At 55.6% G+C, this 17,449-nt stretch carries 19 protein-coding genes, 1 pseudogene and 1 riboswitch; of the genes and pseudogenes, 15 read left to right on the forward strand and 5 right to left on the reverse strand.

From position 1 onward, the window contains the following. Positions 1–117: 117 nt before the first annotated feature. The 15 genes from NM686_RS10770 to cysG all read left to right on the forward strand — a co-directional run bounded on the left by NM686_RS10770 (position 118) and on the right by cysG (position 12,880). Entirely contained in the window at positions 118–723 is a 606-nt protein-coding gene (locus NM686_RS10770) for a recombinase family protein (protein WP_255187873.1), read from the forward strand. Positions 724–832: 109 nt separating this feature from the next. Beyond that, positions 833–961: riboswitch (cobalamin riboswitch) on the forward strand. Positions 962–1,045: 84 nt separating this feature from the next. Further along, positions 1,046–1,222, forward strand: a complete 177-nt coding sequence (locus NM686_RS10775; protein WP_255187874.1) for a CbtB domain-containing protein — start codon at positions 1,046–1,048, stop codon at positions 1,220–1,222. A 1-nt stretch (position 1,223) separates the two neighbouring features. After that, positions 1,224–1,874: a CbtA family protein gene (locus tag NM686_RS10780; protein WP_255187875.1), complete on the forward strand. Its 651-nt coding sequence runs from the start codon at positions 1,224–1,226 to the stop codon at positions 1,872–1,874. Next, positions 1,871–3,172: a cobyrinate a,c-diamide synthase gene (locus NM686_RS10785; RefSeq protein ID WP_255187876.1), complete on the forward strand. Its 1,302-nt coding sequence runs from the start codon at positions 1,871–1,873 to the stop codon at positions 3,170–3,172. Before NM686_RS10780 ends, NM686_RS10785 begins: the two co-directional genes overlap by 4 nt. Continuing rightward, a complete protein-coding gene (gene cobM / locus NM686_RS10790; RefSeq protein ID WP_255187877.1) occupies positions 3,169–3,978 on the forward strand; it encodes a precorrin-4 C(11)-methyltransferase in 810 nt (269 codons plus the stop codon). The genes NM686_RS10785 and cobM overlap by 4 nt, the downstream gene beginning before the upstream one ends. A 2-nt stretch (positions 3,979–3,980) precedes the next feature. Beyond that, positions 3,981–4,802, forward strand: coding sequence for a sirohydrochlorin chelatase (locus NM686_RS10795; RefSeq protein WP_255187878.1), 822 nt, complete (start codon positions 3,981–3,983; stop codon positions 4,800–4,802). Positions 4,803–4,809: 7 nt separating this feature from the next. Beyond that, entirely contained in the window at positions 4,810–5,478 is a 669-nt protein-coding gene (locus NM686_RS10800; protein ID WP_255187879.1) for a precorrin-8X methylmutase, read from the forward strand. 4 nt (positions 5,479–5,482) lie between these two features. Continuing rightward, positions 5,483–6,586: a cobalt-precorrin-5B (C(1))-methyltransferase gene (locus NM686_RS10805; protein ID WP_255187880.1), complete on the forward strand. Its 1,104-nt coding sequence runs from the start codon at positions 5,483–5,485 to the stop codon at positions 6,584–6,586. 2 nt (positions 6,587–6,588) lie between these two features. Continuing rightward, complete coding sequence (gene cbiE, locus NM686_RS10810) at positions 6,589–7,896, forward strand: precorrin-6y C5,15-methyltransferase (decarboxylating) subunit CbiE (RefSeq protein ID WP_255187881.1); 1,308 nt, start codon at positions 6,589–6,591, stop codon at positions 7,894–7,896. After that, positions 7,886–8,662, forward strand: coding sequence for a precorrin-2 C(20)-methyltransferase (gene cobI, locus NM686_RS10815; protein WP_255187882.1), 777 nt, complete (start codon positions 7,886–7,888; stop codon positions 8,660–8,662). The genes cbiE and cobI overlap by 11 nt, the downstream gene beginning before the upstream one ends. Further along, positions 8,655–9,389 carry a cobalamin biosynthesis central domain-containing protein gene (locus tag NM686_RS10820; RefSeq protein ID WP_255187883.1) on the forward strand — a complete coding sequence of 245 codons (735 nt, stop codon included), beginning with the start codon at positions 8,655–8,657 and terminating at the stop codon, positions 9,387–9,389. The genes cobI and NM686_RS10820 overlap by 8 nt, the downstream gene beginning before the upstream one ends. Beyond that, entirely contained in the window at positions 9,386–9,778 is a 393-nt protein-coding gene (locus NM686_RS10825) for a cobalamin biosynthesis protein (protein ID WP_255187884.1), read from the forward strand. Before NM686_RS10820 ends, NM686_RS10825 begins: the two co-directional genes overlap by 4 nt. Further along, a complete protein-coding gene (cobJ, locus tag NM686_RS10830) occupies positions 9,775–11,136 on the forward strand; it encodes a precorrin-3B C(17)-methyltransferase (protein WP_255187885.1) in 1,362 nt (453 codons plus the stop codon). Before NM686_RS10825 ends, cobJ begins: the two co-directional genes overlap by 4 nt. Then, the gene (locus NM686_RS10835; RefSeq protein ID WP_255187886.1) at positions 11,129–11,476 is read left to right on the forward strand and encodes a (2Fe-2S) ferredoxin domain-containing protein; all 348 of its coding nucleotides are present in this window, start codon (positions 11,129–11,131) and stop codon (positions 11,474–11,476) included. Before cobJ ends, NM686_RS10835 begins: the two co-directional genes overlap by 8 nt. An 18-nt stretch (positions 11,477–11,494) precedes the next feature. Then, positions 11,495–12,880 carry a siroheme synthase CysG gene (gene cysG, locus NM686_RS10840; protein ID WP_255187887.1) on the forward strand — a complete coding sequence of 462 codons (1,386 nt, stop codon included), beginning with the start codon at positions 11,495–11,497 and terminating at the stop codon, positions 12,878–12,880. 127 nt (positions 12,881–13,007) lie between these two features. On the opposite strand, the pseudogene NM686_RS10845 reads toward cysG, so the two are convergent. From NM686_RS10845 to NM686_RS10865, 5 genes and pseudogenes are all read right to left on the reverse strand, one after another. Beyond that, positions 13,008–14,078, reverse strand: a pseudogene (locus NM686_RS10845) (DUF4158 domain-containing protein); the annotation flags it as partial. Positions 14,079–14,080: 2 nt separating this feature from the next. After that, positions 14,081–14,641 carry a recombinase family protein gene (locus NM686_RS10850; RefSeq protein ID WP_064023727.1) on the reverse strand — a complete coding sequence of 187 codons (561 nt, stop codon included), beginning with the start codon at positions 14,639–14,641 and terminating at the stop codon, positions 14,081–14,083. 135 nt (positions 14,642–14,776) lie between these two features. Next, a complete protein-coding gene (locus NM686_RS10855; protein WP_255187888.1) occupies positions 14,777–16,273 on the reverse strand; it encodes an efflux transporter outer membrane subunit in 1,497 nt (498 codons plus the stop codon). Next, entirely contained in the window at positions 16,260–16,712 is a 453-nt protein-coding gene (locus NM686_RS10860; RefSeq protein ID WP_255187889.1) for a cytochrome c, read from the reverse strand. Before NM686_RS10860 ends, NM686_RS10855 begins: the two co-directional genes overlap by 14 nt. Before the next feature lie 26 nt (positions 16,713–16,738). Further along, positions 16,739–17,449 carry an ABC transporter ATP-binding protein gene (locus NM686_RS10865; protein WP_255187890.1) on the reverse strand — a complete coding sequence of 237 codons (711 nt, stop codon included), beginning with the start codon at positions 17,447–17,449 and terminating at the stop codon, positions 16,739–16,741.

The raw sequence follows: 17,449 nt of genomic DNA on the forward strand, positions 1-17,449 counted from the left end.
TTTTTGCACCCTACGTTCACCGATCCTTTCCAATTTCAATTCCTTTAATTTTGAGTGCAGAAACCTTTGCCAAAATCATAATGCATTTAACTGTGCTATGTGTTAACTTTTTGCACTATGCAAACCAATACTACCTCTACCACCACGCCACTTCATCGAATCGGCTATGCCCGAGTCAGCAGTATCGGCCAAAATCTGGATTCTCAAATTGATGCGCTGCAAAAAGCGGGGTGCGGCAAAATATTTTCCGACAAGATGACCGGCTCGCACATGGATCGACCTGGCTGGGATCAGCTTTTAGAATATGCTCGCCCTGGCGATACCTTGGTTGTCAGCGAATTAAGCCGCATGACGCGCTCTTTGATGGATTTACTGACAACGGCAAAGGTGCTGGAACAGCGGCAAATTAATTTAGTGTCATTGCGCGAAAATATCGATACCACCACGGCGACTGGCCGTTGTTTCTTGTCGATGATGGGCGCTATTCACCAAATGGAGCGGGAACTTCGCGCAGAGCGGGCGGCAGCGGGACGTTCATCCGCTAAAGCGCGGGGCAAAACGGGTGGAAGACCTAAAACTGACCCAGAAAAATTGGAGAATGCCAGAATCCTCTATGAAAACTCGGACAAAACTGCCGCCGAGGTTTGTGAGATTACCGGCGTAGGGAGACGAAAATTCTTCTCCTACGTGGCCGAGAAACGGAATGGCTCTGGTAAAACGTAAAATTGCATTTGAATTGGGGCTGACAAATGCACGAATTCTAGAGTGCCAATTGTTCTCTCGGGGGCTTCGGTGGATTGATCCAAATTAGCTCGGTCAAACTTAATCGAGTATAATTACTCTAGGTTTAGGTTCCCGCTTTGGCGGGTGAAACTGGAAGTCGGTTCAAGGCCGACGCTGCCCCCGCAACGGTAGGTGATTCGTCACGAGCCCGGAGACAGGCCTGAAACTTTAGCAACAGTCGCGGAGGGCGAGCTGTCAAATCGGTTTTTTTGGTTTGCCGTTCCCGCTGTTTTTCCGTCCACCTCATTCGGAACAGCCAACCATGAAAACGCTCACTGCCTCAACTGCCATCGTTTCCTCCAAACTCCTGCCCGGCCTGAGTGCCATTGTATTGGGCCTGAGCGTCGTTTTGGGTCTGGGTTTCTTGCAGGACGCCAATAACACACTGCACAACGCCGTCCACGACGGCCGTCATAGCGCAGCCTTTCCTTGCCATTGACATGGCGGATTTTCGCAAACTGGTCGCAGTCTCGCTGCTGGCCGGCGTATTGGGCGGCTTGTTGCTCAGCGTATTGCAACATTATCAAACCCTGCCGTTGATTTTGGCCGCCGAACAGTTCGAAACGCCATCGGCCGAACAGGCGCATGACTGGCAGCCGAGCTATGGCTGGCAGCGTAACGGCTTTACCTGGCTGTTCAACAGCCTGACCGGCTTCGGCTTTGCCTTGTTGATCAGTGCCGCCATGTACTGGCGCGATCAACGCGGCTATCTGTATGGGCTGGGCTGGGGTTTGGCCGGTTACTGGGTGTTTTTTGTCGCGCCGTCATTGGGACTGCCGCCAGAACTGCCCGGTACCGACAGCGCCGAGTTGCATAGCCGTCAGGCCTGGTGGCTGTTTACCGCAGCGGTGACGGCAGGAGGTTTGTTTGGCCTGTTTTTGAGCAGACAGCGCTGGCTGCAAATCGGTGGCGTCGGTTTGCTGGTATTACCGCATATCATCGGAGCGCCCCATCCGGAAGTTGCCCACGCCTTGGCTCCCGAAGCATTACAACAGCAATTCGTCATTGGTACGGCCATCAACAACGCCGTTTTCTGGCTGGCGTTGGGTGCTTTATCGGGCATGGCGTTACGCAAAGTGACATTTTCATGATGCAGACCATGGCAACGCACCATTGCCCGGCAATGTTGATTAGCGCCCCCGCCTCCGGCCAAGGCAAAACCACCATCACCGCAGCCCTGACCTACTACCATCGCCAACAAAACCGCAAGGTGCGAGTGTTCAAGACCGGGCCGGATTTTATCGATCCGCAAATCCTGAGCTTTGCTTGCGGACACCCCGTTTATCAGCTGGATTTATGGATGATGGGCGAAGCGCATTGCTGCGAGCTGCTGTATCAAGCGGCAGCCGATGCCGACGTCATTCTGATCGAAGGCGTGATGGGCTTGTTCGACGGTGACAGCAGCAGCGCCGATTTGGCGCAAACACTCGACGTGCCGGTGGCGGCGGTCATCGATGCCGGCGGCATGGCGCAAACCTTTGCCGCCGTGGCTTATGGTTTGGCCCACTACCGGGCTGATTTGCCGTTTGCCGGTGTCATTGCCAACAAAGTGGGCAGCCCTGGCCATGCCAAATTGCTGTTAGAGGCCTTGCCGGAAAACCTGCCTTTGCTGGCGGCAATGGCGAAAGACGATGGCGTAGGCTTGCCGTCCCGGCACTTGGGCTTGTTGCAGGCCGACGAAATCGGCGACCTCGATCTGCGCCTGGCGCGCGCTGCCGATTTGCTCAATAGCCTGGCGCTGTGCCGATTGCCGGAACCTGTTGCCTTCGCGCCGATCACGGCCTCACCGCCGCCACGTTTACTGGCCGGTAAACGTATCGCCGTGGCTCGCGATGCCGCGTTTTCCTTTATTTATCAGGCCAATCTGGATTGTTTGCTTGCGATGGGTGCCGAGCTGGCGTTTTTCTCGCCGCTGACCGATAGCGCATTGCCGGAGGCCGACAGCATCTATTTGCCCGGCGGCTACCCGGAACTGCACCTGCAAACATTGGCGGACAATGTTGCCATGAAACAAGTCTTGCAGGCGCATCATCAAGCCGGCAAGCCGATTTACGCCGAATGCGGCGGTTTTTTATATTTGCTGGAGCGATTGACCGACCATGATGGCCATTGCGCCAATATGGCCGGCCTGTTACCCGGCAGCGCGCAGATGCAGAAACGGCTGGTGAATCTGGGCATGCACAGCTTGCAGCTGGAACAAGGCGAAATTCGCGGTCACAGCTTTCATCATTCGCAACTGACAACGACTATGCAGCCATTCACGATGTCCAACCCGCAACGCCAGCGTAGCCATAGCGAAAACTTTTTCCGGGTCGGTTCGTTGCAGGCATCTTATCTGCACCTTTATTTTCCGTTCAATCCGCAGGTTGCGGCTGGGTTTTTTCTATGAACACGCAGCCTGATCCGGCGAAAGTCTGGTTCGTCGGCGCCGGCCCCGGCGACCCGGATTTGATCACCGTCAAAGGCCGAGACTTGATCGCCAAGGCAGATGCCATTTTATTCGCCGGCTCGTTGGTACAGGCCGCCGCGACCCAATGGGCGCCCAGCACTTGCGTGATCAAAGACTCCAAAGACATGACCCTGGAGCAGATTACCGACTGGCTGATCGAACAAGCCGGGCCGGGCAAAACCGTGATTCGCCTGCAAACCGGCGATCCGGGTTTGTACGGCGCCTTGATCGAAATGGTGCAACGGCTGGATGCAGCCCAGATTGCCGTCGAAGTGGTGCCAGGCGTGTCCTCCGCATTTGCCGCGATGGCCTGCGCTGTGGAAAGCCTGACCTTGCCCGAAGTGACGCAAACCGTGATTCTGACCCGGGTCGAAGGCCGCACGCCGATGCCGGACGGCGAATCCTTGCAGGAACTGGCCAGCCATCACACCACGCTGTGCCTGTTTTTATCGATTACCTTGCTGCCCACCATCGAGCGCGAATTGAAAGCCGCTGGTTGGGCGGATGATGCCCCGGTATTGGTGGTGCACAAAGCCAGTTGGCCGGACGAGCAGCAAATCATTCGCGGCACACTGGCCGATATCCGCGAACGCTGCCGGGCCGCCAAAATCAACAGCCAGGCCATGATTGTGGTCAGCCCCACTCTGGGCGCGCGGCAGTGGCCTACGTTAAAAAAATCCAAACTCTACGATGCCGGTTTTACCCATCGCTTCCGCCGTGCCGAGCGGCCAACTTCTCAGGAATAAGCATGACAACCACCGTCCTTCTGGTTGGCCACGGTTCACGTAATCAGGCCGGTAACGATGAAATTCAGCAATTTCAGCAACAATGGCAAGCCCAACACCCCGACTGGCGCATAGAGTTGTGCTATATCGAACTGGCCGATGTACTGTTGCCGGAGGGTTTGAGCCGCGCCGCGCAGGACTCCGAGCGGGTGATTGTGGTGCCATTGATCATCAGCGCCGCTGGCCATGTGAAGATGGAGATTCCCGAGCATATCGAAGCAGCCCGCGCGAAATTCCCAGGCGTCGAATTCATCTACGCACCGCATCTGGGCAGCAACGAAACCTTGCTGGCCATTCTGCAAAAACAACTGAAAGGCGCACTCAAATCCCTGGCCATGCCGGACCCAAAAACCACCGGCGTGATCATATTAGGCCGTGGTTCCTCCGACAAAGTCGCCAACGGCGAACTGGCCAAACTGGCGCGTTGGCTGTTCGAAGTCACCGAGCATGAATTGATCGACATCGCCTTTACCGGCATTACCCATCCCCGTCTGGAAACCGCCGTGCAACGCCAAGTGCGGCTGGGCATGACGCAGATTGCGATTTTGCCTTACTACCTGTTCACCGGTCTGCTGATCGAGCGCATCGGCCAACAAGTCGAGCGCTTGCAATGGCAATACCCTCAGGTTGCCTTCGCTGCCGGCAGTTATTTCGGTTTCGATCCGGCGATTTTTAAATTGCTCGATCAACGGGTGAGCGAAGCCTGCGACCCGACCGCACCAAACATGCTGGAATGCGACGGTTGTCAGTATCGCGAACAGGCCGAACATCACCACCATCATTGATTACGCCATGAGTCAAAATACACAGACTGAACAACTTACTCAAGCTGGACAGCAGATCGAGCATGACTCCTTTGCCATCGTCGACCGCGAAGTGGGCGAGCACTATTATTCAGATGGCCAATGGCAAGTGGTACGACGCATGATCCACGCCACCGCCGATTTTGAATTCAACGGCCTGACCGAGTTTTCCGCGCATGCGGTTGAAGGCGGCATACAAGCCATTCTAAATGGTGCGCCGATTGTCGCCGACGTGGAAATGATTTGCGTCGGTCTGTCGCAGCCGCGTCTGGCCCACTTCGGTATTAGTACCCGCCAGTTCATCGCCGATGACGATGTCATCGACGCGGCCAAACGAGTCAATAGCACTCGCGCGGTGCAAGCTATGCGCAAAGCGCACAACTTAGGTTTGCTCGATGGCGGCATCATCGCGGTCGGCAATGCACCGACCGCCTTGCTGGAAGTGTTGCGGATGATCCGCGAAGAAGGCATCAAACCGGCGCTCATCGTCGGCATGCCGGTCGGCTTTGTCTCGGCAGCGGAATCCAAGGATTTACTCGCCGAATTACACGATGTGCCCTGGATCATCACCCGTGGCCGCAAAGGTGGTTCGACACTGGTGGTCGCGGCGATTCATGCCTTGCTAAGTCTGGCGGAAAACCGGCAGAAAAACGGCTGACCGCATGGCGATGCCGGAACGCAAACCCAAGGGCACCCGCAAGGGTTACACCACCGGCGCCTGTTCGGCGGCGGCGGCGCGGGCGGCCGTACAAGGTTTGCTGGAAGGGTGTGTGCCGGAAACCATAGACTGTGAGCTGCCCAACGGCCAAGTGGTGGCGTTCAACGTCAAAGAAGGCTGGATAGACAACGATTGTGCGCATGCTGTGATCGAAAAAGACGCGGGCGACGATCCGGATTGCACTAACCACGCCTGGCTGACCGCGGATGTAGTTTGGATTGAACAACCCGATACCATTATCTTGCAAGGCGGCGCAGGCATCGGCCAGATCACCCGTCCTGGTTTAGGACTTGCCATTGGCGGCCCGGCTATCAATCCGGTTCCGCGCAAAAATATCGAAGATAACATCCGCTTGATCGCCGGTGAAGCCCTAAAAACCAGAGGCTTACAGGTGACCATCTCCGTGCCGGGCGGCGAAGAGATGGCGAAAAAAACCCTGAATTACCGCTTGGGCATAATCGGCGGTATTTCGATTTTGGGTACCACGGGCATCGTCCATCCGTATTCCACGGCGGCATTTCGGGCTAGCGTGGTGCAAGGCGTGGAAGTGGCGGCTAATCAAGGTCAAGCCAGCGTGGTACTGACCACCGGTGGCCGCACCGAGAAATTCGTGATGCGCGAGTTGCCCGAGCTGGATGAAAGCTGTTTCGTGCAAATGGGCGATTTCCTGACTCCGGCACTGGATGCCGCCGAGCGTTGCGGCATTCAAAACATCATCATCGGCGGCATGGTCGGCAAGCTGACCAAAATGGCGCAAGGCGAAACCATTACCCATGCCGGTCGCGCACCGGTCGATGTGGAACTGGTGGCCGACATCGCCCGCAGCATTGGCGCGCCGAACGATGTATGCGACGCTATCGCCGGGCAGGAAACCGCCCGTTACGCTTCGGAATGCATGGCGGAACTGGGGCTGGAACACGCCTTTCATGTCGAACTGGCTAGGCGGGTAATCGCCACGCTGGAAAACCGGTATCCCGGCCGTTTTCACATCAGTGTGCTGGTGTGTGACTTTGACGGCAACAAACTGGCCGAAGCCGGAAGGAATTGATCATGCAGGCAATGTGCAGTTTTATCGGCGTGCTCGACAACGGTGCGGCCAGCCTGAGCCAGGAGGCCTTGCAAACCTTGCATGCCGCCCAACACGTCATCGCCGGTAGTCGTCTGCTTGAAATCATGGCTGACGATATTAGCCATGCCCAACATTACGACCTGACCGGACGACTCAAACAGGTGCCGGGCTGGATCGAAGCCGCCCTGGCAAAAAATCAAGACGTGGCGGTGCTGGCGACCGGCGATCCCTTATGTCACGGCATCGCCGGCTTCCTGGCCGGCAAGCTGGATAAATCCCGGCTGCGCATCCTGCCCAATCTCAGCACCATACAATTAGCCTTTGCCGAGTTGAAATTGCCCTGGCATACGGCCCGCATCGTTTCCGTGCACAGCAAGGACGCCGGCGAATGGCAGCGCGGCGCTACACCCGAACATAACTTGTATGAATTGGCCCAACGCTGCCGCCAACATGACTTGTTGGCGATATTGACCAGCCCGGACAACACGCCGGCCCGTATTGCCCGGATGCTGCAAATTGAAGGTATGGCCGATAGGTTTCAAGTGGCTATTGCCGCATTGCTGACTCAACCGGAACAGCAGGTCAGTGGCTGGTTGAGTTGCGCCGAGGCGGCGAAAAGCGACTATCCCGATCCCAATGTTGTCATCCTGAAACGCACTACGCCACAGCCGTTTCCAGTATTATTCGGCCTGCCTGACGACAGTTTCAGCCAGCGCAAACCGGAAAAAGGCCTGATCACCAAACGCGAAGTGCGTGCGGTATCTTTGGCGAGGATGCAATTGACGCGTCGAAGCATTGTCTGGGACATCGGCGCGGGTTCCGGCTCGGTCGGGCTAGAGGCTGCGCGGCTGTGTTCGGAGGGTCATGTCTTTGCCATCGAAAAAAACACCGATGACATTGCTAATGTCGAACAGAATCAGGCCGCCTGGGGTATCAGCAACTACAGCTTCATGCACGGCAAAGCCCCGCAGTTTCTCGATACCTGGCCCGACCCGGACGCGGTATTTATCGGCGGTTCCGGCGGCGAACTGGTGGAACTGATCGCCTTGTGTTTAGGGCGTTTGCGCCCGGCGGGTTGGCTGGTAATGAACTTCGTCACGCTGGAAAACCTGTCCACCGCCGTCGAAACCCTGAAACAACTCGGCGCAGACTGGGACGTCTGCCAAATTCAGGCCTCGCGCAGCAGCCCGATTCTGGCCATGCATCGCATGCAGGCCGAGAATCCGGTGTGGATCGTGTCGGCCACCCATTCTTTACAGCCCATATCAAGCGGTCACGATGAACACTAAACTCGGCACCCTCTACGGCATCTCACTCGGCCCCGGCGACCCCGGCCTGATCACTCGTCGCGCTTGGGAATTACTCTCCAGCGCCGGTCATTGGACCTATCCGGTGCGCAAGAAAAATAGCGACAGTTATGCCTTGGACATTGCCTTGCGCGCCGGTCTTGAATGTCCCCAAGCCCATACTGCGCTGCATTTTCCAATGACTCACGATGCGGATATTCTGGCTCGCTATTGGTTGGAAGCCGCACAGACCGTGCTGGCCCTACTGCAAGGCGGTGAGGATGTGTTGTTTTTGGTGGAAGGCGACGCGTCAACGTATTCCACCTTTGGCCACTTACAACGTAGCGTTCGCGCTTTGCAAGCCGATGTCACGGTCGAGGTGGTGCCCGGCGTATCATCGTTTCATGCGGCGGCCGCGTGCGCGGGCGAAGCCTTGGCCGATGTCGACGATACTATCGCCATTGTGCCGGCCGGTTACGGCATCGCGCAGATAGAACGGATGTTGAACGACTTCGATACCTTGGTATTACTCAAGGTCAAACCATTGTTGGATGACATTATCGATCTGTTGCGCCGCCGCGATTTACTGGCCCACGGTTGGTTCGTCGAGAAAGCCGGTGCCCCGGAAGAGCGCATGGTGCATGACCTCGCCAGCCTATATGGGCAAAAGGTCAATTACCTGTCTTTACTGATTATCAAAAACCCAGGCCGCCAGCGCGGCGAAATGCAGCGCGGTTGCCGTAAAAAGCAGGATGAAATCCATGAATGATGTGCGTGTCGCCATCGTGGCGATTACCAAACACGGGGCCGCAATTGCCAGCCGCCTGGCGCCACAAATCCCGGAAGCCGAGGTGGTGGTATCGGAGAAGCAAGCCGAACATTTGGCTGAATTTGCCAATCCGCGGCGGGTGTATCAAGGCGCCTTGAGCGCGCAAATCGGCGATCTGTTCTCGGCTTACGACCAGATCATCTTTCTGGTGTCGCTGGGCGCGGTGGTGCGCTTGATTGCGCCGCATCTCAAATCCAAGGACGAAGACCCCGGCGTGCTGGTAATCGACGATGCCGCCGAATTCGTAATCCCGGTATTGTCCGGTCACGTCGGCGGCGCCAATGCCTATGCGGAAAAAGTCGCCGTCTTGTTGAAGTCCACGCCGGTACTGACTACGGCCTCGGATGTCGGCAAAACCATACCGGTGGATATTTTGGGACGCGAGCTGGGCTGGCAAGTGGAAGCTCCCAAGATCAACATCACCCGCGTGTCGGCGGACGTGGTCAATCAGCAGCCAGTTGCCTTCGTGCAGGAAGCCGGCAGTGCCAACTGGTGGACGCGGCCCACACCGTTACCGACCAATATTCATTTGTTCCAGCGCTTCGAGGACGTGGATACCGCGAAATACCACTCGATTTTATGGGTGACCCAGCGGGAAATAGCGCCGGCTATCTGGGAACAGCTTGCGGAAAGATTGGTGGTGTATAGGCCGCCGCTCGAGCAATGAAAGTAATGGTCGGCATGGGCTGCGACCGCAACGCCAGCCTGGAAACCTTGCGGCAGGCGTTGGCTCAGGCCTTGTGGCATTGCGGGCTGGATAAATCGGCGGTCGTTGGTCTGGCCAGTATCGACAAAAAAAACGACGAGGCGGCCTTATTAGAACTGGCGGCTGCGTACAGCTGGCCGCTGATGTTTTATTCCGCCGAGGAACTGGCCGCCATCGCTGTGCCGAATCCTTCCAAGGTGGTCATGAAATATATGGGCACGCCAGCCGTGGCGGAAGCGGCGGCGTTGAAGGCCGCCAATGTTGGTTGGGCACAGTTGCTGGTCGAAAAACATAAATATTGTGGCGCGGATGGCAAGAACGCCACCGTTTCAATTGCGAGAATTCAATGACGAAAGCGGGAAAAATTTTACTGGTCGGTATCGGCCCCGGCAATCACGAGCACATGACGGCTCGCGCACGACAAGCGATTGCGGAAGCAGACGTGGTAATTGGTTACAGCACCTACATCAAGCTGGTGCAAGACTTGCTCGATGGTAAGGAGGTCATCAAAAAAGGCATGACCGAAGAGCTGGATCGCAGCATCGAAGCCTACGAACACGCCAAGCAAGGCAAAATCGTCGCCATGGTGTCGTCCGGCGACATCGGTGTTTACGGCATGGCGGGGCCAACTTACGAGCTGCTGCTGGACAGCGGCTGGACGCCGGACGATCCGATTGAGGTGGAAGTGGTGCCCGGTAGCACCGCGTTGTCGAGTTGCGCCTCCCTGGTCGGCGCGCCGCTGACCCATGATTTCTGCTCGATCTCCCTATCCGATTTATTGACGCCGTGGCCGGTGATTGCCCGCCGCCTGGAAAGCGCTGCGCGTGGCGATTTCGTGGTGGCGCTCTATAACCCGAAAAGCGGCCGACGCACCCAGCATATCGTCGAAGCACAAACGATCTTACTGCACCATCGTAGCCCGGATACGCCGGTGGCCATCGTCAAATCGGGCTACCGCGCCCGGCAACACATCCAGTTGGTGCGTTTGGCGGAGATGGCCGATTGCGACATCGGCATGTTGACCACGGTCTTGGTCGGCAACAGCAGCACCTTTGTTCGGGAAGGTTTGATGGTGACGCCACGCGGCTATGCCAATAAATACAATGCCATGACCGGCGAAACCCGGGCAGGCGAACAGGCGGGGCGCTCGTTGAGCATGGGCCTGGAGGGCTGGAAAAGTTGTGTTCGGCAATATCTGCGCGACACGCCCAAGGTGACATTACAACAGGCGGCGGAATATTTTGGGCAACCGTTGTCGGAAGTTCTCGATGCGGTCGGCCATGCCACATTGGACGATCAGGCCGGCATTTTCTGTGCGCAACGGGCAGCGCCGGACAGTCATGAACGTTTACTCACCGCACTCCAGGAGTGGGGTAAATTACGTGCCGTGGTTCGTAGCGAAGGCGGAGCGGTGGCGGAATTGTTGATCAACGCCGCCGATTTGCAGGAAAAAAACGGCTGGCTGAGTATCGTCAACGACAGCTTTCATTTACACATCGACTGGCGTAAGGCGCAGCAGATCTGGTTTGTCAGCCGACAGGACCAAGCCCATGGCATTCAGGTGCTGGACAGCCAAGGTGAGGCCTTGTTCAATTTATGGTTGGTTGCCGGGGAAACAGGTTTCGACAGCGCAGCTCTGCAGCATTACCGCGACGACCGCACACAATTTGGCGTCTCAACGCCTGAGGAGTCCTGTCACCATGACTGATATGCCAGAAAAACCAAAAATGGGTGAATACAAACGCCACCTGCTGGTTTGTACCGGCCCACGCTGCACCGAAAATGGTGAAGCCCAAGCCTTATTCGAAACCCTGGGCGAGAAGTTTAAAGCGGCGGGCATCGACAAAGGCGAACTCAGGGTCAAACGTACCCGCACCCACTGTTTCGCCACCTGCAAATCCGGCCCCATTATGTGCGTACAACCCGATGGCGTCTGGTATTACAACGTCAATGAAGCCAATTTACAGCGTATCATCAATGAGCATTTGCTGGACGGCAAGCCGGTCGAGGATTTGATTTATCATCGAAGCGCTTGCCCGGTTCCATAGCAGTAACACCCAGTCGTCATGGATTATTTCCCGCTTTTCTTGAAAGTTAAAGGCCAAACGTGCCTGGTGGTAGGCGCTGGCGAAATCGCGGCGCGAAAAATTGAATTACTGATCCGCGCTGGAGGCAACATCGTCGTGGTTGCTACAGAAATTGGTAACACGGTAGCCGCTATGCAGCATTCAAACCCGATCGTTATCCGCCAAAAAGCATTTTCGCATGAGGATGTCGACGGTATGGGACTTGTGGTCTCCGCTACCAATTGCAGAACCACTAACATCGAGGTCTCCAACGTGGCGCATCAGCGAAGAATCCCGGTTAATGTGGTGGATGATCCGGCGTTGTGTTCTTTTATATTCCCGGCCATTATTGATCGCTCCCCTTTGCTTGTTGCCATTTCTTCGAGTGGTGTATCTCCCGTATTGACGCGGTTATTACGGGCCAGGATAGAAAGTGCCATCCCAGCGTCGTTTGGCCTGTTGGTTCAATTGGCAGAAAAATTCAAGTTATTGGTCAAACAACGCATTCCACAACCGAGTCAGCGGAGAATTTTCTGGGAAAAAATTTTACAAGGATCGGTCGCCGAATTAGTTTTTGTAGGCAAGCAGGACGAAGCGGAACAACTGCTGCTATCGCAACTGCAACAGGCCGATCCTGCTGTAAGTCAGGGTGAAGTGTATTTAATAGGTGCCGGCCCTGGCGACCCTGATTTATTAACGTTTAAAGCGTTGCGGTTGCTGCAGCAGGCTGATGTTGTCGTTTATGATCGACTGGTTTCCAACGAAATTCTTGATATGGCTAGGCGGGACGCCGAAAAAATCTATGTCGGTAAGCAGCGAGATAATCATAGCCTGCCGCAGGAGTCGATTAATCGATTGTTAACTGATTTAGCCCTGGCCGGCAAACGGGTCGCCCGATTAAAGGGTGGCGATCCTTTTGTCTTTGGTCGAGGGGGTGAAGAAATTGAGTCTATTATGCCACACGGGATCAGCTATCAGGTCGTGCCCGGCATTACGGCGGCGGCAGGCTGTGCCAGCTATGCGGGCATTCCCTTAACCCATCGAGATCATGCGCAATCCTGCACATTTGTCACCGGGCACTTAAAAGACGGCAGTATTAATCTCGATTGGCAGCATTTATCTCGTCCTAATCAAACGGTTGTGATTTTTATGGGACTGGCAGGATTGGCCACTATCTGCCGATCACTGATGGAACACGGTTGCCCGGCCAATCACCCCATTGCTGTCATTCAGTCAGGAACAACCAGAAACCAACGGGTATTAACAGGAACACTAGCCGATATGCCAGACCGTGTGGAACAGGCCGATATGGAGCCTCCGACACTGATTATTGTTGGTTCGGTAGTTACGCTCCATCAAAAATTGGACTGGTTTCAGACGTCATAGTAAAAATAAACTCTTACCATTGGGTGAGTTGATAAGCGATCTGTCATTTCCAATGTTAGTCACTACATCCATCAGCTTAATCCATTAGTTATTGCTAATTTTTACCTTTTCGAGGGGATGGGCAAAAATAGCCAATAACGGACTCGATTGCGGCGTAAGGATCGCTATCCGATTGCTTGGCATCCAACAAGGCATGGCCGATTTTTGAAAGTAATCGTACCTTGTCGTTGATCGCCTTGCCCTGTTGTTGAAACTGATGTTGATGCTTGTGCTTGGCTGCGCTGAATAACTTCAACAGGATACGGTCGTGTAGATCAATAATTTCGTCGATAATGGTAGCTGTGCTTTCCAAGGTTACGGCCACGAGCGTGGCGTATCGGCGTTCGCTTTCAAACTTGCCGAGGTCCTGCGGCGTCATTTGCCCACCTTCGCGCGCGATTTTTAATAGCCGGTTCTGGTGAATGTGCCGACCAATGCCGTCCGGCAAGGCAATTGCCTGAAAGGTTTTCAGCCGCTCGATGTGTTCCAGCATATAGCGGGAATTGGGCTTCAAAGACGATTGACGTAGCCAAACCAGCCAAGTCGTGTTGGAATCCGGCTTGATTTTCAGCAGTTCGTCGAGCCGTTGTCGATGCAACGCCGTGAGCGGCTGGGCCAACGCCCGGTAGATGCTGCGATTCGCGCGGGTGATAGCTTCGGCACAGGCTCGCTCAATCACGGTAAGCGTCGGTAGAATCACTTTGCGTTGGCGCAGTGCTTCCAAAGCATGAGCCGCTAACACTACACCTTTATCGGTTTGCATGGCGAGATCGGCCAGTGTTTTCACCAGAAACCGGAAATCGGATAATCCGAAGGCCGATACTCCAAGATAGCCGCGCAGTTCCTGGAAATGTTCGCGCCGCGTTTCATCGCGCTCGCCGTATTTTCGCCAAGCGCCGGGATCGGTCTTGATTTGGCCGGCGATCCAGTGGATTACCGATTCCGCTACAGTTGCATTCGCAGCTAAAGCGTAACCAGGGTAGCGCAGCAGGCAAAGCTGCACCGCGAAACCAAGGCGATTGGCATCGCCCCGGCGCTGTCGAATCAGAGCCCAGTCGGATTCATTGAAAGTGTAATGGCGAATCAGGTCGTCTTGAGTATCAGGCAAGGCCAGCAAACTGCCTCGTTCCATAGCGGACAAAACCAAGCGCCTGGACATGATTACTCAGTGGTCTTCAAATATTGGTATAGGGTTTCGCGGCTAATGCCATACTCGCGGGCCAACTTGGCTTTCTGCTCGCCGGCACTGGCCCGGCTTTGTAACTCTGCTACCTGCTCAGTCGATAGTGCTTTCTTGCGCCCCCGGTAAGCGCCGCGCTGTTTGGCCAGCGCAATGCCTTCGCGCTGCCGTTCGCGGATCAGCGCCCGTTCGAACTCGGCAAACGCCCCCATGACAGAAAGCAATAAATTGGCCATCGGCGAATCTTCGCCAGTGAAAGTCAAGCATTCCTTGACGAACTCGATGCGCACGCCGCGTTTGGTTAATTGCTGAACCAAGCGCCGTAAGTCATCCAGATTTCTCGCCAAGCGGTCCATGCTATGCACGACGACCGTATCGCCTTCTCGAACAAACGCAAGTAGCTCGTCCAAGGCGGGGCGTTCGGTATCTTTGCCAGACGCCTTATCGGTAAAAACTTTACTGACCTCGACCTGTTCCAGTTGCCGTTCTGGATTTTGGTCGAACGAGCTGACTCTGATGTAACCGATACGATGCCCTTGCAAATAATTGTCCTCAAAAAACCAAAAGTGTCAGGATAAAATCTATAGCCTTTAGCGGCATGTGTCAATATTTGCAAAAACATACTCTATCATGACGTCAAAACAGTGCATAACCTGACATCAGGTTAGGGTATAGTCTTAACTGACACCGCCGCCCATAGCTTGGTACAGAGCTGCGCTATCGACAAGGCGCTGCGCCTGAGCCGCGATCAAGTTAATTCTGGTCTGTTGCGCCGCTTGTTGTGCGATCAGTTGCTGAACGTAGCTGGCTGCACCCAGTGCATATTGCCTCTGCACGGATTGCAAAGAGCCCTGTGCCGCAGCATCGGCGCCGGCCAATGCTGCCAATGCCTGGGCATCGTTCTCCAGTGCGCGCAGGACATCGGCCACATTGCGCAGGGATTCGAGCACCACGCTTTGGTAATTGGCTGCCGCGGCATCGAACGCGGCCAATGCCGCGCGCTTTTCGGCGGGCAGTGCGGGATTAAAGAGCGGCTGGGTAAGTTGTCCAAGGACATTCCATATTGCCGAACCGGGGCCGAACAATGCGCCTGCAACCAAGGTTTGCGTAGCAAGATCGGCGCTGAGATTAAGCTGCGGATACAGCTTGGCGATTGCGCTGCCGTATTCCGCGTTGGCAGCGTGTAACAGCGCTTCTGCGCCCAGGATGTCGGGGCGGCGGCGCACCAACTCGGAAGGTACGATTAAGGGTAAATCGGACGGTAAGGTGAATTCTTCCAGCGTGAAAACGGGTAATCGCCCATCTCCCGGAGCACGGCCGGTGAGTGCGGCTAACAGATGTTCATTCTGCTGACTCTGTTTGCGCAACACAGGAAGTCCCGCGCGAGTCTGTTCCACTTGGGTTTGCAGCGCCAATACCTCATCCGGTGCGCCCTGGCCAAGACGCACGCGTTCTTGGGTAATGTGCAATTGTTCATTTTGAGCGCGAAGAATGGCCGCCGTAGTCTGTATTTGTGCCGCAAGCCTGGCTTGGGTGATCGCGGCGGTAACGATGTTGCCCGCCAAGGTCAGCTGCGCACCTTCCAATTCGTGGTGACGATACTCGGTTTGGGCGGCTAAGGCTTCCAATGCGCGGCGGTTACCGCCTGCAAGATCGAGTTGGTAATTTACGTTAACACCGGCGTTAAACAAACTGAATTCCCGCGCCTGGCCATCTTGTCCCAATACGATGGGATTAAAGCGTTGTCGTTGAGCGCTGAAACCGGCATCGACTTGAGGATACATCATCGCCCCCTCCTGCGCCGCATAGATTTCCTGTGCCTGACGTAACGTGGCCAGGGCGGAAGCCAGGGTGGGGCTGACCTGAAAAGCCTGCTCTATCAGTGCATCGAGCTTGGATGAACCCAGTTCACGCCACCATTGTGCGCTCACGTTCGCGCCGATCTTGAAGTGCTGCGCATTCCCCAAAGCCGTGGCTGCGGATACCGTTTGAGTCGACAAAGGGATTGCGGTGTAGGCTGGCGTATCGGGGCCGGCCGGTGCTTTGAAATCGGGCCCTACGGTGCAACCCGCCAGCAATCCGGCGACAATCAAGGCTGTATATGTCCAGACCACAATGCGATCAGTCTTCGTACGATCAGTGCCGGGACGCTGCATTCCTTCAACGTTGTCCATAAAAATGTTCCACGAACGATTTACGGAAGCTCTGATGGCAGGCCAGACAACTGCTTTGCAGGTTCGCAAAGGCTGCAATCACGCCTTGCCCATCGTTCCGAGCAGCAACTTGCTCCAGCGCCCGCGCAGCTTGATGTGTTGTTTCATCATGACTTTCGAACGTGCCCACATCGGTGCCAATGAAAGTCAGGATACGCATCTTCTCGATGACAGGCGGCTTTGGATGCTCGGCGATCCGTGGCGTGATTTTGGCGACCAAAGCCCAATCTTCACGAGAAATGGCGTCAGTGATGGTCTGCATGTTCTTACCGAGTTCCTGCATGATCCTGTGTAGTTCTAACGGCTTGGCTTCGGTATCGCCATCGGCCCAAGCATGCGAGTAGATGCTGGCAAGCAATACGCCGGCAGTAATGACTGTAAAGATGTTTTCAGTTTTCATAAAGTGCCTTGAATTTCATTGTTTATTCACTCGAATCCCCGTCCTTCGCCAGCTTCCTCATCGGTCACGCCGTCGCGGATATGGTAGATGCGTTTGAAGGTGGGAATAATTTTTTCGTCGTGGGTGACAACGATGATGGCGGTCTCGAACTGGCGTGCCATATCGTTGAGAATACGGATAACGGCCATGGCCCGCTCACTGTCGAGCGGCGCGGTGGGTTCGTCGGCAAGAATAACAGGCGGGCGATTGACCAGCCCACGGGCGATAGCCACGCGCTGCTGTTCGCCGCCGGAAAGCTGCGACGGCATGGCGCGGGCGCGGTGTTGTACATCCAGCGCGGTGAGGAGCTCCAGTGCTTTCGCACGCGCTTTACTATTGGGAATCCCTGCCAACATCGGCAGCAGTGCAACGTTGTCGGTCACATCGAGAAAAGGAATCAGGTAGGGTGCCTGGAATACGAAGCCGATCTTGTCGCGCCGCAAGGCTCGCAGGTCACGTACTTTCCAATCGTTGTCAAAGATCACCTCATCACCCAGAACCATGCGACCGGCAGTCGGATCGATCACCGCCCCCAGACACTTGAGCAGGGTGCTCTTACCGGAACCTGATGGACCGATGAGTCCTACCACTTCACCAGGAGCAACCTGCATGTCCACGCCCCTCAAGGCATGAACAGCGGTATCGCCCTCGCCGTAGCGTTTCTTTAAACCTTCAATGTGAATGCCTTTGCCGCTCAC

Source organism: Methylomonas rapida, from assembly GCF_024360925.2.
GTDB classification, from domain to species: domain Bacteria; phylum Pseudomonadota; class Gammaproteobacteria; order Methylococcales; family Methylomonadaceae; genus Methylomonas; species Methylomonas rapida.

Excerpts from the sequence above, each read along its gene's own strand:
- NM686_RS10770 (WP_255187873.1), top strand. The coding sequence starts at position 118 with ATGCAAACCAATACTACCTCTACCACCACGCCACTTCATCGAATCGGC.
- NM686_RS10775 (WP_255187874.1), top strand. The coding sequence starts at position 1,046 with ATGAAAACGCTCACTGCCTCAACTGCCATCGTTTCCTCCAAACTCCTG.
- NM686_RS10780 (WP_255187875.1), top strand. The coding sequence starts at position 1,224 with ATGGCGGATTTTCGCAAACTGGTCGCAGTCTCGCTGCTGGCCGGCGTA.
- NM686_RS10785 (WP_255187876.1), top strand. The coding sequence starts at position 1,871 with ATGATGCAGACCATGGCAACGCACCATTGCCCGGCAATGTTGATTAGC.
- cobM (WP_255187877.1), top strand. The coding sequence starts at position 3,169 with ATGAACACGCAGCCTGATCCGGCGAAAGTCTGGTTCGTCGGCGCCGGC.
- NM686_RS10795 (WP_255187878.1), top strand. The coding sequence starts at position 3,981 with ATGACAACCACCGTCCTTCTGGTTGGCCACGGTTCACGTAATCAGGCC.
- NM686_RS10800 (WP_255187879.1), top strand. The coding sequence starts at position 4,810 with ATGAGTCAAAATACACAGACTGAACAACTTACTCAAGCTGGACAGCAG.
- NM686_RS10805 (WP_255187880.1), top strand. The coding sequence starts at position 5,483 with ATGGCGATGCCGGAACGCAAACCCAAGGGCACCCGCAAGGGTTACACC.
- cbiE (WP_255187881.1), top strand. The coding sequence starts at position 6,589 with ATGCAGGCAATGTGCAGTTTTATCGGCGTGCTCGACAACGGTGCGGCC.
- cobI (WP_255187882.1), top strand. The coding sequence starts at position 7,886 with ATGAACACTAAACTCGGCACCCTCTACGGCATCTCACTCGGCCCCGGC.
- NM686_RS10820 (WP_255187883.1), top strand. The coding sequence starts at position 8,655 with ATGAATGATGTGCGTGTCGCCATCGTGGCGATTACCAAACACGGGGCC.
- NM686_RS10825 (WP_255187884.1), top strand. The coding sequence starts at position 9,386 with ATGAAAGTAATGGTCGGCATGGGCTGCGACCGCAACGCCAGCCTGGAA.
- cobJ (WP_255187885.1), top strand. The coding sequence starts at position 9,775 with ATGACGAAAGCGGGAAAAATTTTACTGGTCGGTATCGGCCCCGGCAAT.
- NM686_RS10835 (WP_255187886.1), top strand. The coding sequence starts at position 11,129 with ATGACTGATATGCCAGAAAAACCAAAAATGGGTGAATACAAACGCCAC.
- cysG (WP_255187887.1), top strand. The coding sequence starts at position 11,495 with ATGGATTATTTCCCGCTTTTCTTGAAAGTTAAAGGCCAAACGTGCCTG.
- NM686_RS10855 (WP_255187888.1), bottom strand. The coding sequence starts at position 16,273 with ATGGACAACGTTGAAGGAATGCAGCGTCCCGGCACTGATCGTACGAAG.
- NM686_RS10860 (WP_255187889.1), bottom strand. The coding sequence starts at position 16,712 with ATGAAAACTGAAAACATCTTTACAGTCATTACTGCCGGCGTATTGCTT.